This is a genomic window from Candidatus Ruthia endofausta (assembly GCF_013342985.1).
In the GTDB taxonomy this organism is placed as follows: domain Bacteria; phylum Pseudomonadota; class Gammaproteobacteria; order PS1; family Pseudothioglobaceae; genus Ruthia; species Ruthia endofausta.
Window position 1 is genome coordinate 397,840 of sequence record NZ_CP054490.1, and the last position, 15,671, is coordinate 413,510.

General features: G+C 36.2%; 17 protein-coding genes. 10 read left to right on the forward strand and 7 right to left on the reverse strand.

Annotated features, from left to right (window positions below; translation table 11 throughout):
- Window position 1 precedes the first annotated feature (1 nt).
- The 3 genes from rpmF to HUE58_RS02130 form a co-directional block, all read right to left on the reverse strand.
- Window positions 2-199, reverse strand: coding sequence for a 50S ribosomal protein L32 (rpmF, locus tag HUE58_RS02120; protein ID WP_174605423.1), 198 nt, complete (start codon window positions 197-199; stop codon window positions 2-4).
- 4 nt (window positions 200-203) lie between these two features.
- Window positions 204-713 carry a YceD family protein gene (locus HUE58_RS02125; protein WP_174605424.1) on the reverse strand — a complete coding sequence of 170 codons (510 nt, stop codon included), beginning with the start codon at window positions 711-713 and terminating at the stop codon, window positions 204-206.
- A gap of 579 nt (window positions 714-1,292) precedes the next feature.
- Window positions 1,293-1,994, reverse strand: a complete 702-nt coding sequence (locus HUE58_RS02130) for a lysophospholipid acyltransferase family protein (RefSeq protein WP_174605425.1) — start codon at window positions 1,992-1,994, stop codon at window positions 1,293-1,295.
- A 66-nt stretch (window positions 1,995-2,060) separates the two neighbouring features.
- On the opposite strand from HUE58_RS02130, the gene HUE58_RS02135 reads away from it, so the two are divergent.
- From HUE58_RS02135 to HUE58_RS02145, 3 genes are read left to right on the forward strand one after another with little or no spacing between them, the layout of a single operon-like run.
- A complete protein-coding gene (locus tag HUE58_RS02135) occupies window positions 2,061-2,696 on the forward strand; it encodes an HAD family hydrolase (protein ID WP_174605426.1) in 636 nt (211 codons plus the stop codon).
- Window positions 2,696-3,832: a DNA recombination protein RmuC gene (locus HUE58_RS02140; protein WP_174605427.1), complete on the forward strand. Its 1,137-nt coding sequence runs from the start codon at window positions 2,696-2,698 to the stop codon at window positions 3,830-3,832. Before HUE58_RS02135 ends, HUE58_RS02140 begins: the two co-directional genes overlap by 1 nt.
- Window positions 3,832-4,584 carry a YciK family oxidoreductase gene (locus tag HUE58_RS02145; protein WP_174605428.1) on the forward strand — a complete coding sequence of 251 codons (753 nt, stop codon included), beginning with the start codon at window positions 3,832-3,834 and terminating at the stop codon, window positions 4,582-4,584. The genes HUE58_RS02140 and HUE58_RS02145 overlap by 1 nt, the downstream gene beginning before the upstream one ends.
- Before the next feature lie 203 nt (window positions 4,585-4,787).
- On the opposite strand, the gene HUE58_RS02150 is transcribed toward HUE58_RS02145, so the two are convergent.
- Window positions 4,788-5,588 carry an inositol monophosphatase family protein gene (locus HUE58_RS02150; RefSeq protein WP_174605429.1) on the reverse strand — a complete coding sequence of 267 codons (801 nt, stop codon included), beginning with the start codon at window positions 5,586-5,588 and terminating at the stop codon, window positions 4,788-4,790.
- 11 nt (window positions 5,589-5,599) lie between these two features.
- Here HUE58_RS02150 and HUE58_RS02155 point away from each other — a divergent pair, with 11 nt between their 5' ends.
- Entirely contained in the window at window positions 5,600-6,343 is a 744-nt protein-coding gene (locus HUE58_RS02155) for an RNA methyltransferase (protein WP_174605430.1), read from the forward strand.
- A gap of 40 nt (window positions 6,344-6,383) precedes the next feature.
- Here the strand turns inward: HUE58_RS02155 and htpG are convergent, their stop codons facing one another.
- The gene (gene htpG / locus HUE58_RS02160; RefSeq protein ID WP_174605431.1) at window positions 6,384-8,234 is read right to left on the reverse strand and encodes a molecular chaperone HtpG; all 1,851 of its coding nucleotides are present in this window, start codon (window positions 8,232-8,234) and stop codon (window positions 6,384-6,386) included.
- Window positions 8,235-8,310: 76 nt separating this feature from the next.
- Here htpG and HUE58_RS02165 point away from each other — a divergent pair, with 76 nt between their 5' ends.
- From HUE58_RS02165 to bioB, 6 genes are all read left to right on the forward strand, one after another.
- Window positions 8,311-9,180 carry a tyrosine recombinase XerC gene (locus HUE58_RS02165; protein ID WP_246260838.1) on the forward strand — a complete coding sequence of 290 codons (870 nt, stop codon included), beginning with the start codon at window positions 8,311-8,313 and terminating at the stop codon, window positions 9,178-9,180.
- Window positions 9,177-9,713: an L-threonylcarbamoyladenylate synthase gene (locus HUE58_RS02170; protein WP_174605433.1), complete on the forward strand. Its 537-nt coding sequence runs from the start codon at window positions 9,177-9,179 to the stop codon at window positions 9,711-9,713. Before HUE58_RS02165 ends, HUE58_RS02170 begins: the two co-directional genes overlap by 4 nt.
- Before the next feature lie 26 nt (window positions 9,714-9,739).
- Window positions 9,740-10,630: an oxygen-dependent coproporphyrinogen oxidase gene (hemF, locus tag HUE58_RS02175; protein ID WP_246260856.1), complete on the forward strand. Its 891-nt coding sequence runs from the start codon at window positions 9,740-9,742 to the stop codon at window positions 10,628-10,630.
- Window position 10,631: 1 nt separating this feature from the next.
- Complete coding sequence (locus HUE58_RS02180; RefSeq protein WP_174605435.1) at window positions 10,632-10,856, forward strand: sulfurtransferase TusA family protein; 225 nt, start codon at window positions 10,632-10,634, stop codon at window positions 10,854-10,856.
- A gap of 119 nt (window positions 10,857-10,975) precedes the next feature.
- A complete protein-coding gene (gene glnA / locus HUE58_RS02185) occupies window positions 10,976-12,391 on the forward strand; it encodes a type I glutamate--ammonia ligase (RefSeq protein WP_174605436.1) in 1,416 nt (471 codons plus the stop codon).
- 96 nt (window positions 12,392-12,487) lie between these two features.
- Window positions 12,488-13,456, forward strand: a complete 969-nt coding sequence (gene bioB / locus HUE58_RS02190) for a biotin synthase BioB (protein WP_174605437.1) — start codon at window positions 12,488-12,490, stop codon at window positions 13,454-13,456.
- On the opposite strand, the gene murG is transcribed toward bioB, so the two are convergent.
- Both murG and ftsW read right to left on the reverse strand, forming a co-directional pair.
- A complete protein-coding gene (gene murG / locus HUE58_RS02195) occupies window positions 13,419-14,435 on the reverse strand; it encodes an undecaprenyldiphospho-muramoylpentapeptide beta-N-acetylglucosaminyltransferase (RefSeq protein WP_174605438.1) in 1,017 nt (338 codons plus the stop codon). The genes bioB and murG overlap by 38 nt on opposite strands.
- A complete protein-coding gene (gene ftsW / locus HUE58_RS02200) occupies window positions 14,428-15,561 on the reverse strand; it encodes a putative lipid II flippase FtsW (protein WP_174605439.1) in 1,134 nt (377 codons plus the stop codon). The genes murG and ftsW overlap by 8 nt, the downstream gene beginning before the upstream one ends.
- Window positions 15,562-15,671: the final 110 nt, after the last annotated feature.

The following is a 15,671-nucleotide window of genomic DNA, read 5'->3' on the forward strand; positions in this document are numbered from 1 at the left end:
TTTAAGCGTCTATCTCTTGAATATCTTGCGTTTTATTGACTACTCTTTTGCCACGGTAATAACCGTCAGCTGTAATGTGGTGACGCAAGTGAATTTCACCTGTTTCTTGATCTTCTGACAATGCAGGACTTGTTAGTGCGTTATGTGAGCGACGCATGCCTCTTTTTGAAGGGGTTTTTCTACTTTTTTGTACAGCCATTTTCTTATTCCTTATTTTTTATATTGAGTTTTGTGTGTTTTAATATTGCAAAAGGATTGTGTTTCTCTTGCTTTATCTGCTCTTTATCTTGGTACGATTGACATTTGTGTGAATGCATTGGACTCATTGGAATGGATATTAGCACCTCATCTGTTATAAATTCAATGGTTAAAAACGCTTCATCGGTACTAAGAATTGCCTCAAAGCTTGAATCTAGTGCTTTTCCCTGTTGTTCATTTTTCAAAAAGCCAAGTTTAAAACTAGGGCTTAAACGAAGATTCATTTCATTTAAACAGCGTTGGCAATCAACTACAGCACTTAGCTTAACGACCCCTTCAATGCAAGGAATTGAATTGTTTTCAATGTAGAAACTTAGTTCAACTTTCACTTCATCATCAATATTGCTAAGTAGTTTTTTTATTCTAGGAAAATCTTTCACTTGGTATATATGTGAAAAATTCAATTCTTTTTTAGCAAAACTAAATAACTTTATAGTGTCTGGTATTCCTTGCATTAACCTTTACCAAGAAAATAACTTGGTAATTTTACCAAAAGAATAGCTAATAATATTATTAATAATATTATTCTTTATAGAAAAAATAATTATTCAACAGATTGTTGGTTTAGCTATGTTTTCCTTTTGAAGGTGTGTTAGTTAGCTTATCTAACAAATTGTTGTAATTGATTACATTGATTTGATAAGCGCTTCCAGCATCAATATAATCCAACTGAGATTGTTTTTGCTTATCGAGTATGTTAATTAGATTTTTTATTTTGTCATTTTTGTGAGTATAGTTATTAAGCGTTTTCTGATCTTGACAATTGATGTTTTGTATTTTTTATAGCTCAAGTCAGTATATTTCGATGGTAAGTTTTTAAACTTACAGCATTGCTATCATGCTTTAATAGTGGATATTTCCAGTTAAGATAATAATAAAGGTGATTACTTGCTGATTAAATTCTTCTATGTTCAAGCTTAATGTTTCAAAAGGTACTAGTAGGGCTCTTAGTCCAATAATGTGATTTTTACAATATTTCTTTATAAAAAGTAGACGAAAAGCGGCGGTGGGCAGGACGCGGGGATAATGTTGAGTTAAAATTTTTCACTTTGTTTTTTTGTCCAATTTCTAATATTTTGAGTTAATTCTTTGACAGATTTTTCTTTGATATTAATTGGCTTGCCAATAATCACAGTGATGGTGCCTGGGTGTTTTATGAAACTACCTTTAGGCCATGCTGAACCAGCATTGTGATAAACAGGCATGACATCACAAGATGCTTTTTTAGCAATGGCTATAGCGCCATTTTGATATCTTCCCAGTTTTTTGTAAGGTTGGCGAGTACCTTCTGGGAAAATCACCACAAAAATACCCCTTTTTAGTCGAGCCTCTCCTTGCTTTATAATTGTTTTTAGCGCTTTTAATTTCTCACCACGATTAATAACAATAGGTTTGAGTAATGCCAATCCCCAGCCAAAAAATGGTATCCATAATAGGGTTTGTTTAAGTACCCAAGTTTGCGGTGGGAATATTTGCTGAAATCCGAGTGTTTCCCAGGTGGATTGATGATTAGAAACAATCACACAAGGCTTAAAAGGAATGTTCTCTTTGCCAATCACCTGAAGTTTAATATCAAGCGTGAATGCCAACCACCACAAACAAAACATTGACCACTTAGATAAAATAGCGTAGCGAAACTTAAATGGCAAGAAGAATAAGACTAGCGCAATAGTTACTAAAATTATCAAGGCAACAAATGAGCCTAAAAAATACAATAATGATTTTAAAAACAGCATAAGAAATTGCGAACATAAACATTATAATATTATAAACTTAGAATTTTAACTGATAGAAATTGCTACATGAGTATTAACACCATTTTATTTGACTTAGATGGCACACTGATTGACACCGCGCCCGATTTGGCTTATGCGTTAAATACACTACTTAAATATAGTGGCTTAAGTGAAAAATCTTATGAAAAAATCAAGCCTCTAGTCGCGTTAGGAGGTAAGGCGTTAATCAAGTTTGGCTTTGATTGTGATGAGCTCCACCCTGATTTTATTGACAGGCACCAAAAAATATTAAATATTTACAGGGATAATATTAGTCAATTTTCTAAAATGTTTTCAGGCATTGATGCGCTTATTAAAACCATTAAAACTAAAGGAATGTTTTTTGGGGTGGTTACTAATAAGCCTGAAAATTTGACTCATTTGTTGTTAGAAAAATTTGATATAAATCCTGATGTGGTGGTTTGTGGTGATACATTGGCATTTAATAAGCCACATCCAGCTCCGTTATTGTATGCTTGTGCACAATTGGCAATTAACCCGAGTCAGTGTTTATTTGTGGGTGATGATAAGAATGACATGTTGGCAGGTCAAAATGCTCATATTAAAACTGTAGCCGTTACTTATGGTTATTCGAAGGTGAAAAAAGATTGGCATTATGATTATTTAATTAACCAAGCAAAAGGACTAGTGGAATTAATATAGTGGACATACTAAGCTTACTATTAGGATTAGTTGCTGGCGCAGTGGTCGTTTATTTTTATTTAAACATCCAATTGCAAACCCTAAAATCTGACAAAATTCATCTTGAAGTGCGTTTGGATGAAAAAATCAAGTCTTATGAAAATCAAATTAATTTAATTAATATCGCCAAAGTGCAAATGAGTAAAGATTTTAAAGCAGTGGCGAGCGATATTTTGGCAAAAGACCGTCATGATTTGAGCATTAAAAATTCTGAATTATTAACCCCTTTGCAGATACAACTTAGAGAGTTTCGAGATAAGATTGAAACAATTACTAGCGAGCAAATTAAAGAAAGAGCAACCTTATCTGCGCAGATAGAAAATTTGAAAAAAACCAGTATTGAAACGCAAGAAACCACACAAAATTTAACCAATGCTTTGACTTATGACAACAAACAACAAGGCGATTGGGGTGAGATGATTTTAAGCTCTATTTTATCCAATTCTGGTTTACGAGAAGGCTATGAATTTGACACACAAAAGCAATTTAAAAATGATTTGGGTGAAGCATTTAAGCCTGATGTAGTTTTACATCTTCCTGAAGAAAAAGACATTATTATTGATTCAAAAGTTTCATTAAAGGCTTATAAGGATTATATTGCCAATCAGTCAGATAAGCGATTACTCAAAGCACATGTGACCTCTATTGAGGCGCATATTAATGGAACTAGTATTAAAGAGTATGAGAATTTACAGGGCGTGTTAACGCTTGATTTTATTTTTATATTCATCCAAATTGAATCTGCACTTTTAATCGCACTTGAGCAAAAACCAGATTTATTCACCATAGCATTGAGAAAGAACATTATTTTAGTATCACCTTCAACGTTGATGATGAGCCTTAAAACTGTGCATCATATTTGGCAAACCGAGCGTCAAAACCAAAATTCTGAAGAAATTGCACGTCAAGCAGGTGCGATGTATGACAAATTATTTGGCTTTATTCAATCAATGGATGATATTGAGAAGCATCTTGATAAGGCTTCTAAAAGTTACAAAGAAGCCAGAAGCAAGTTGTCTAATGGTAAAGGCAATCTTATTGGTCGCGCTGAAAAATTAAAAGAATTGGGTGTTCAAAGTAAAAAGGAATTAAGCTAATGAAAATTGCAACTAATTATTTAATCACCAAGGGTGAGTTAAAGGATAAAGTTATTTTAGTGACAGGTGCAAATCGTGGCTTTGGTAGGACAATAACACTAGATCTTGCCAAAGCAGGTGCAAGCGTTATTATGCTAGGGCGTGATTTAGGTTCGTTAAAAACCACTTATGATGAAGTGCTAGATTTGGGCTATCAAGAGCCCATTCTTTATCCGCTTGATTTAGAAGGCGCAACCCCCGAACATTATCAGCAATTACAAAAAGACATCTTGGATAATTTTGGACAACTTGACGGGCTTATTCATAATGCCAGTATTATTGGCATTATGATGCCAATTGAACAATATGACATTAAGCTGTGGTATTCAACCATGCAAATCAATGTTAATGCGCCGTTTATGCTTACCCAAGCGTTAATTCCTGTACTTAATAAATCAAGTGATGCCCGTGTGCTATTTTTATCTTCATCAGTGGGACGTGCAGCCAAAGCATACTGGGGTGCGTATGGCGTGAGTAAATTTGCCATTGAAGGTATGAGCAAAACTTTATCTGAAGAATTAGAAAAAACAAATATCCAAGTGAATTCACTCGACCCAGGGCGGATGCGTACCAAAATGCGACAAATTGCTTATCCGGCTGAAAATGCAGATAACAACCTATCACCTGAGACAAAGAGCCCAGCGATTGTGTATTTAATGAGTGAAAAAGCTAAAAAACTGAATGGAGAAAGGCTTATTTTATTTAGCATTTAATTAAATTTAAAACAAATAAGATAAATAACAATACCAGAACACCCAACATCAAAGAAAAGCCCCTAGTGGCATAAACATACTGTCGTGTAGCTAGCCTTGGGCAATCTACATATTGGTAAAAAGTATTTTCAAGGAAAAGAAAAATAGAACTTAGAAGTAGTAAAAATAAAGAAATTTTTAAGACTTTTTTAAAATGACACTTTTTAACGTTGCAAATCAGCCGTTAAATGTGGATGGATGGTTTTTAAAATGGCTTTAAAAACTTGGTCATTGCCAGCCACCACATTGCCTGTTTCTAGGTATTTAGCTCGTCCTGAAAAGTCACCCACAAAGCCACCAGCTTCTTTAACTAAAAGCACACCAGCAGCAATGTCCCAAATATTAAGCTTAGTTTCCCAAAAGCCATCTAACCGACCTGCGGCCAAATAAGCCAAATCAAGTGCAGCAGAGCCAGCACGGCGAATACCAGCAACTTTTGGATGAATGGCTTTAAACATATTTAAATAAGCATCTAAATGCTGTGGTGCTTTGAATGGAAAGCCTGTGCCGATTAATGTATTTTCAAAGCCATTGGTATGTGTGGTACGAATTCTTTGTTCATTTAAATAAGCACCTTCGCCTTTAGATGCGGTAAATAACTCCTCTTTAAAAGGGTCATATACTACGGCGTGTGTCGGTTCATTATTCTCATATAAGGCAATGGATACTGCATATTGTGGAAAACCATGCAAATAATTAGTGGTGCCATCTAATGGGTCAATAATCCATTGAAAACGACTGTCGCCTAAAATTTCACCATTTTCTTCACCCAACATTGAATGATTGGGAAAGGCATATTTCAACTCGTCTATAATGGCATCTTCAGCAGCTTTGTCCACTTCGGAAACAAAGTCATTGGTTGCTTTATTCTCAATCGTTAAAATATCAATTTGGTTGTGATATCTTAGGATGATGTCACCAGCTTTTCGAGCGGCTTTAACGGCAATATTAAGCGTAGGATGCATAGTAAGGTAAAATGAAAAAAGAAACAGATTATACCTTTGATAACGTACGTGTGGTTATGGTTAATACCACTGAGCCTGGCAATATTGGCGCAGCAGCCCGTGCGATGAAAAATATGAGCCTCTCTTGTTTGTATTTGGTCAATCCGAAAGGTTATCCATCGGCCACCGCCACCGCTAGAGCTAGTGGTGCAGATGACGTACTGTCAAACGCTGTGGTTTGTGAGTCTTTGAAAGAGGCTTTGAAGGGCGTGCATTTGGTGATTGGCGCTAGTGCACGTCAGCGTAATATCAAATGGCGGCAAATAGATGTTGTGGATACTTGCAGTGAAATTCAAAAAACCATTATAGTTGACAGCCAAAAGGTTGCGGTAATATTTGGCACGGAAAGAGCGGGCTTGACTAATGAGGAATTAGACTTGTGTCAAATACTCATGACTATTCCTGGTAATAGAGATTATTTTTCTTTAAATGTTGCATCGGCCATTCAGGTATTTGCCTATCAAAATTACGTTTACAACACCACAACTGAATTTGAAAAAAGTGCTAATAAATTAGCCAACTTTAATGAATTAGAAAGTTTTTACACACACCTTACTCAAGTGCTAGAGCACATTGAATATTTTGAAGACAAGCGTCCCAAGACTTTGCTAATGCGTCGCTTGCGACGTTTTTTTACCAGAGCAGCGCCTGAAAAAGAAGAAGTGGCAATTTTTAGAGGCATTCTTAGGAACATTAAGCCCTTTAAAAAACCATAAAAATCCAAAAAATCGGGTTTTTATGGTTGATCTAAACTAATCAATTAATCAGTTTATTCATACGCTTTATGAATTCAGCTGGATCTTTAAGTTGCCCGCCTTCTGACAAAACAGCTTGATCAAATAAAACGTTTACTAAATCTTCATCAATTTTGGTTTTAAGTTTTTTAACCAGAGGGTGTGTTGGGTTGATTTCAAGAATTGGCTTAGTATCTGGCACCTCTTGACCTAGGGATTTCATGATTCTTTCCATGTTGCCACCCATTTCATTTTCATCAGCCACCAAACAAGAAGGGGACTCGCTAAGACGAGAAGAGACTTTGATTTCTTTAACCTGAGTATTAAGGATTCTTTGCATTTTTTCGATGACTTTTTCAAAGTTTTTAGCAACTTTCTCTTTTGCTTTCTTTTCCTCTCTAGAACCAAGGTCTTCTAAGTCGCCTTTGGCAATTGATTTCAGCGGAACACCTTCAAATTCTCCAAAATTACTTACCATCCACTCATCAACACGATCAGATAGTAGTAGTACTTCAATGTCTTTTTGGTTAAAAATTTCTAAATGTGGTGAGCCTTTGGCAGCTTCAAAAGTCTCAGCAGCGATGTAATAAATTGCTTTTTGGTCTTTTTGCATACTGTTTATGTAACACTCAAGTGTTGCCGCTTGTGTGGCATTTTCACTTTTATTAGTGGCAAAGCGTAAAAGTTTTGCAATTTTGTCTTTATTAGCAAAGTCTTCAACCACGCCTTCTTTCATCACCATGCCAAATTCTTGCCAAAATTTTGCATAATCTTCGGGTTTGTTTTTGGCCATTTTTTCTAATTCTTTTAAAACTCTACTGACTGAGGCCTTACGGATAGTGTCAACCATTTTGTTGCCCTGTAAAATTTCGCGAGAAACATTTAATGGTAAATCAGCCGTGTCAATCACACCTTTAACAAAGCGCAAATACAAAGGCATTAGGGCTTCATTATCTTCCATAATGAACACGCGTTTGGCATAGAGCTTTATACCGCCTTTGCGCTTAGGCTCCCACATATCATAAGGAGCTTTTGATGGGATGAATAACAATGAAGTATAGTCCAAATTTCCTTCAACTCTATTGTGTAATTGCGTTAGTGGTGCTTCAAAGTCATAAGTGAGTGACTTATAAAACTCATCATAATCTTCTTGCTTAATGTTGCGTTTATCTTGAGTCCAAAAAGCATTGGCTTTATTAATGCGCTCATATTCAATGTCTTTGCCATCTTCACTAGCCTTAATCATCATAATTGGCACGGTGATGTGGTCTGAGTATTTTGAGACAATGCCACGCAAGCGATAATCATCTAAAAATTCTTTTTCATCTTTTTTGGTGTGCAGGATTACTGTAGTGCCAAAATTAGGACAATCAACACTTTCTATTGAGTATTTCCCCTTGCCAGTAGAGGTCCATTTTGTGCCTTTTTTACCTTTGCTACCAGCTTTTCTGGTAATTAGTTCAACCTTATCAGCAATAATAAAGCTAGAATAAAATCCCACACCAAATTGGCCAATTAAGTTAGAGTCTTGTGCTTGTTTTTCATCTAAGCTTTTTAAAAACTTCTTAGTACCAGAATTAGCAATGGTACCGATGTTTTTATTAACTTCTGCTTCGGTCATGCCTATACCATTATCAGTAATGGTAATTGTGCTGGCATCTTTATTCACATCAATGTGAATTTGTAACTCTTCTTTATCCTCAATCAAAGTATCATCTGATAAGAATTTGAATTTTAATTTATCAACCGCATCGGAGGCGTTAGAAAGTAATTCTCGCAAGAAAATCTCTTTGTTTGAGTACAAAGAGTGAATCATCAAATCTAGTAGTTGCGAGACTTCCGTTTGAAAGGCGTGCGTTTGTTTTTCTGCCATTTTTTTTCCTTTTTTGTACGTAGTAAATGTATCAATATGGGTGAACTACAAAAAAACAAGGGTTATAAGGGTTATTTTGCATAAACAAATTACTAATTTTATTCAGTATTTGAGAGTTGGGCGTCATTACGCTATTAACACGCAACAGGCTTATAAGCGCGACCTTGAGAAGTTGTTAGTATTTACCCATAAGAAAAGTCTTAGCCAATGGTCAAATCTTACCAGTGAGCATCTTAATTTATTTGTAATGGAGATGCGCCATCAAGATAATAGTGCCCGCACTATCCGCAGGAATTTGTCCTCAATTCGTGGATTTTTAGCTTATCTTGTTAATCATGAACAGTTGAGTAATAGCTGCGCCATTCATTTACAAAGCCCAAAAATTGATCAAAATTTACCTAATATACTTAATTACGACAACATACTACTTATGCTCAAGCCTAGATCAAACACTTGGCTTGAATTAAGAGATGTGGCAATGATTGAAGTGATGTACTCTTGTGGTCTTAGAGTATCTGAATTGGTTGCTTTAAATGTTAATGACGTGGATTTAAATCAAGGATTTTTGCGCGTGATCGGAAAAGGCGCTAAAGTCAGACATACACCAGTTGGTAAGGCAGCACAGCAAGCCATTAGTCGTTGTTTGTTTGATCATTCAAATCATGTATTATTTGTGAATAGAAAGCAACAAAGAGTGAGTGTAAGAGCTGTGCAAAATATGGTCAAAAAACGTGCACTAGGAGCTGGTATTAAAGTTAATGTGTATCCGCATATGTTGCGTCATACAGCGGCAACTCACTTTTTACAATCCAGTCATGATTTACGCTCTACTCAAGAATTTTTAGGACATTCTAGTATTAAATCTACCCAAGTCTATATCCATCTTGATTTTTTAGAATTGTCCAAAGTGTATGATCAGTGCCACCCAAGAGCTAAAAAATCATGAATTTTCAGACTAGGCTTGCAGCATCTTGTTTAAAAACAGGTGGTGTGATTAGTAATCCTACTGACACCATTCAGGGGTTGACTTGCTTGCCAAAATTTGAGCTCTCTATGGCTAGAATGCTACAACTTAAACGCCGTTCAAGTGCTAAAGGCCTGATACTACTGGCCAGTGATGTGCGTTATTTTATTGATTATGTTGAAGATGCTTCTTTGTTGGTTGATGTAATAATTGATGCTCAGCCAACTACTTATTTACTCAAGGCGAATGAGCATGCCTCTAAATTATTAACAGGTGGCTTTGATACCATTGCACTTAGATTGACCAATAATCAACTCATTACCAATTTGTGTGTAACTACTAATAGCGCTCTGGTTTCAAGTAGTGCCAATATTACAAGTAAGTGTAGTGCAACAAGCATGTTGGATTTAAAAGAATTTTTTAGTAAAAAATTAGATTTTATTATCCCGCCAAAAACTTATAATATCCAAGCATCAAAAATTATTAATCTGCAAACTGGAGAGAAAATTAGGTGATTGAACAAATTAAAAAATATTTATTAATGTTGCAAGCCGATATTTGTGAACAGCTTGAGCAAGTAAATGGTAAGGCTGAATTTATTAAAGATGTTTGGGAAAAGCCAAATAATGCAGGTAATGGATTAACCAGAGTGCTAAGTAATGGCGCTGTGTTTGAACAAGCAGGTGTTAATTTTTCAATCGTTCGTGGCGATGATATGCCAGCCTCAGCTACCGCATTAAGACCAGAGTTATCAGGACGAGGTTTTACCGCTTTAGGCGTGTCATTAGTGATTCATCCACACAATCCCTATGTGCCCACTTCACACGCTAATGTTCGGTTTTTTATCGCCGAAAAAAAAGGTGAAGCCCCTATTTGGTGGTTTGGTGGTGGTTTTGATTTAACGCCGTATTATGGTTTTGATGAAGACGCAATCTTTTGGCATCAGTCAGCCAAAGAAGTATGTGATCCATTTGGTGAAGATGTCTATCCAAAATACAAAAAATGGTGTGATGATTACTTTTATTTAAAGCATAGAGGCGAACAACGTGGTATCGGCGGTTTGTTTTTTGATGATCTTAATGAAGGTGGTTTTGATGAGTGCTTTGCTTTTATGAAAAGTGTAGGTGATGGCTATATTAAAGTTTATCGCCCCATTGTTGAACGTAGAAAAGATACGCCTTATACAGACCATGAAAGGCAATTTCAACTTTATCGTCGAGGGCGTTATGTTGAATTTAATTTAGTTTATGACCGTGGCACTTTGTTTGGTTTGCAAACAGGTGGCCGTAGCGAGTCAATTCTGATGTCATTACCACCATTGGTGCGCTGGGAATATAGATATGAACCAGAGCTAGGTAGCGAAGAAGCAAGGTTATATACACGTTTTATTCAACCCCAAGATTGGATTAATACCCCTCAAGAGGGTGGATAGAGTGAAACATAATCTTGATGTTAAGTGCTTGTTGTGTCCTATGCCAGTGATTCGCTTAGGTGAGATGATTGAAAAAATTAAAATTAGTGACACCATTGAAATGCTTGCCACCGATTCTGGTGTACTACATGACATACCTGCTTGGTGTAAAGTACACGGGCATAAAGTGATTTCGATTAATGAAAAAACTGACGGGATTATTCTACTTGTAGAGAAAATAGGGTAGAATCGTTCGCTGTTTTTATAAAAAAAAATAAAACTAACTAAGAATAATGCTTGCAACGGCGCAGGCTATTTTGACAAAGACTATCAGCAAATATAAATAGTCAAAAAAAAGGAGAAAATATGTCTGCTAAAAATGTAATGAAAATGATTGAAGACAATGAAGTGAAATTCATTGATTTTCGTTTTACTGATACCATTGGTAAAGAACACCACGTAAGCGTTCCAGCACACGCTGTTAATGCTGAAAAATTAGAAGAGGGTCAGATGTTTGATGGCTCATCAATTGCTGGTTGGAAGCCTATTAATGAATCTGACATGATTATGATGCCAGACACAACAACAGCGGTAGTAGACCCATTTACTGAAGAATCCACGCTTAATATCATTTGTGATATTATCGAGTCAAATGATATGAAGGGCTATGAAAAAGACCCTCGTTCTATTGCAAAAAGAGCCGAAGCTTATTTAAATGAAACTGGCATTGGTGATGCTGCATATTTTGGTAACGAGCCAGAGTTTTTTGTTTTTGACAGTGTCAAGTGGGATACTGGCTTCGGTTTGGGCAAGGCATTTTATGAAATTCACTCTGAAGAAGCAGATTGGGAGTCAGGCTCTGATTTTGAAGGCGGCAATAAAGGACATCGTCCTAGAATTAAAGGTGGTTATTTTCCAGTTCCTCCAGTGGATTCATTGCATGATTTACGTTCGCAAATGTGCTTAGCAATCGAAGAAATGGGCGTTACTACTGAAGTTCATCACCACGAAGTTGGTACTGCTGGACAGTGTGAAATTGGTGCATTATTTAACACGTTAGTGAAAAAAGCTGATGAGACTCAAATCCTAAAATATTGTGTGCATAATGTGGCGCATGCTTATGGCAAAACAGCAACGTTTATGCCTAAGCCAATTGCGGTTGATAATGGCAATGGTATGCATGTTCATCAGTCAATCTCTAAAGATGGTGAAAACTTATTTGATGGCGATAAATATAGCAATCTAAGTGAAATGGCACTGCATTATATTGGTGGTATCATCAAGCACGCTCAAGCGCTTAATGCCTTTACCAATGCTTCTACTAACTCGTATAAGCGTTTAGTACCAGGCTTTGAAGCGCCAGAAATGCTGGCGTATTCAGCCAAAAATCGTTCTGCTGCTATTCGCATTCCTTTTGTGTCTAATCCAAAAGGTCGTCGTATTGAAGTGCGTTTCCCAGATCCAACAGCCAATCCATATCTTGCATTTGCAGCAATGTTAATGGCAGGCCTTGATGGTATTAAAAACAAGATTGATCCTGGAAAACCAGATGATGAAGACTTGTATGAATTAACAGAAAAAGAAAAATCGGCCATTCCTAAAGTTTGTGGTTCGTTAGATCAAGCACTAGAGACACTGAATAAAGACCGTGAGTTTTTAAAGCAAGGTGGTGTGTTCACTGATAATGTGATTAATTCATTCATTGAATTAAAAATGACAGAAGTGACCGCATTACGTGCTTCTCCTCATCCAGTAGAGTTTGATATGTATTACAGCGTGTAAAATATTTAATAAAAACGATAAAAAATCGTGCAATTGCACGATTTTTTTATTATATAAGGCAGTAAAATATCAACAATTAATTTACATTAACCCATTATGGCAAAATTAAGAAACGATTGGACTCTAAAAGAAGTTGAGGCATTATTTGCATTGCCTTTTAATGATTTGCTATTCAAAGCACACAGCATTCACAGGCAAAATTTTGACCCCAATCAGGTTCAGGTTAGCTCATTATTAAATATCAAAACTGGCGCTTGTCCTGAAGATTGTTCATATTGCTCACAAAGCTCTAAATACGACACAGCTCTTGAACGTGAAAAATTAATGGAGGTTGATTTAGTGTTTCAACAAGCTAAAGAAGCACAAGACAAAGGTGCAACGCGGTTTTGTATGGGCGCTGCATGGCGAAATCCCACTGATAAGAGTTTAGACAAGGTCATTCCAATGATTCAAGGTGTGAAAGCCATGGGCATGGAAACGTGCGTAACTTTAGGTATGTTGACTCAAGAACAAGCATTTACCTTAAAAGAAGCGGGTCTAGATTATTATAATCATAACATTGACACCTCAAAAGAGCACTACTCAAATGTGGTTACTACACGTAATTTTCAAGATCGCTTGAATACTTTAGAGTCAGTACAAAATGCCGATATTCATGTTTGTAGTGGTGGCATTTTAGGTTTGGGCGAAAATCAGATTGATCGCGCCTCTATGCTTAGGTCACTGTCTAATTTAAAAACACATCCAGATAGTGTGCCACTTAACTTATTAGTGCCAATTCTGGGCACGCCATTTGAAAATATTAAGCCACCAACAGAAAGTAAGTTTATACGCACTATTGCAGTAGCACGCATCATGATGCCAAAATCAGTTGTGCGTTTATCAGCAGGGCGTACTGAGATGAGTGAGGCCATGCAAGCGCTTTGTTTTTTTGCAGGGGCTAATTCTATCTTTTATGGCGAGCGATTACTCACCACTGACAATCCAAACACAAACAGCGATCAAGATTTGTTTGCAAAGTTGGGGATTAATCAAAAGCAAGTAGATAATCTACAATCTGTTTAGCTGCATTGGGTTTGGCAAGTTTGAATGCATTAGTAGACATTTGTTTAATTTGATTTTTGTTAATATTGAGTAAAGTTTTTTCTAACAGTTCAATCGTTAAATCTTTTTGTTCAATCAATATGCCAGCGTTATTATTTGCCAAAATCTTGGCATTATAAAATTGATGATTGTCAATAGCATGAGGCAGTGGGATTAAAATACTAGGCATGGCTGATAGCATCAATTCTGAAACTGTCATTGCGCCCGCTCTACAAAGCACAACATCTGCCCAAGCATAAGCGTTTGCCATATCTTTAATAAATGCAGTCACTTTCGTAGTGTTGTTTTTGTATTGGACTTTAACTGTATCAAAATGTGACCTCCCTGTTTGATGCCAAATATTAATGTCAATATTGAGTTGTGTGACGATATCATTAATAGGCTTTGAGCCTAAAGAGCCACCGATGATTAATAAGTTTAATTTATTGTTATTATTTTGTTTTTTAACAGGATTGAACGCGACAGGATTGCCAGAAGTAGTGGCATTTTTAATAAAAGCATCATTAAATGCTTGAAAGGTTTTGGTGGCTATTTTATTGAGTATTTTATTGGTTGTACCTGGTATAGAGTTCTGTTCATGAATCACCAGTGGTACTCTAAAAATCCAAGCCACTAAACCGCCAACGCCAGAGGCAAAGCCACCCATGCCGAGTACAATATCGGGTTTAAACTTTAGAAGAATACCCATCACTTGCAACGTTGCATAACTAAGCAAAAAAGGCGCTTTTATCAGGCTAACAATACTTTTACCACGCAAGCCAACACTACTCACTGTGTGTAATTTGATGTTGTGTTTAGGCACAATTTCATTTTCCATGCCAGTATTTGAGCCCAACCATTGAATATGAGTTGAATGATTTTTAAGTTCATTAGCAATAGCAAGTGCAGGAAATATATGCCCGCCAGTGCCACCAGCCATAATGAGAATTTTTTTAGACATAATGTTTTTGTTTAGAATATTCACAACGACTTTCCATATCAATTCTGAGTAATATAGCCAGTGATATCAGTGCAAATATCATACTTGACCCGCCATAACTAATCAGTGGTAAGGTAAAGCCTTTGGGTGGAATTAAACCAAGATTCATGGCAATATTAACGCTAAATTGCATGCTCAGCCAAGTACAAATACCAAAAGCAACATAGGAGCTGTATTTTCGATTACTTTTAAGGGCGTCTTTGGCAATTTTAAAACCTTTAAGCACAATATAAGCAAAGGTAAACAATACAAACAACATACCAACAATGCCTGTTTCTTCGCCAATAATAGCAAAAATCATATCGGTATGTGGCTCGGGTAGTTTGGTGTATTTTTGAATGCCATTGCCCAGTCCAACGCCAGTCCAATCACCCCTAGCGATGCCGATTAATGCTTGTTTGGTTTGCCATACTTTTTCAGATTCGTTAAGCCATAAATCTTCTCGCCAAAAGGAAGTTAGCCTTTCAACTCGATTGGGAATTTGGAAAAGAATGACAATAAAAACAGCAACAACGCTTGCACCAACTATGAACAATTGCTTTAAGTAAACACCAGCAGTTAGCAGCATAGCAAAAGCAGTTGCGGAAATAATAAAGGTCGCGCCAATATCTGGCTCTAGTAATAACAAAAAACTTGATGCACCAATGATAATAAGCGTTTTAATAAAGCCCATATAAGGCTTTCTTAAATCCTTTTCCTGCCTAACCAAAAAGCCCCCCATGAATAGAATCATCACCAATTTCATCATTTCAGAAGGCTGAAATTTAAACAACACAAAGTTAATCCAACGTGTTGAGCCTTTAACGGTTTTGCCAATAGGCTCTGGTAAAAACACCAGTGCTAAGCATATCAAAGTAATAATAAAAAATAATTTAGAATGATTTTTGTAAAAATATAAGGGGACTTTAAGCACAGTGTAACCAAGGCTCAAGCCTAAAATAATAAAAACAGTTTGCTTCATAAAGTAACCATAACTACTAAAATGTCCAAGCGAAGCAGAAAAAGACAATATCCAGCCAAAAGTTAGCAGTGTCAAAATCGAAAAAAGTAGATTTTTATCAGGCAGTTGGCCAGTTTTTTCAAACATGAGAATTTTTTAATGATTAATGAGTTTATTATTTTTCACGCCACTTGAATTATACGCTCAAGGGCGGATTTTTTTATAAATTCAAATTCTATTAGTTGAGCTTTTTGTTA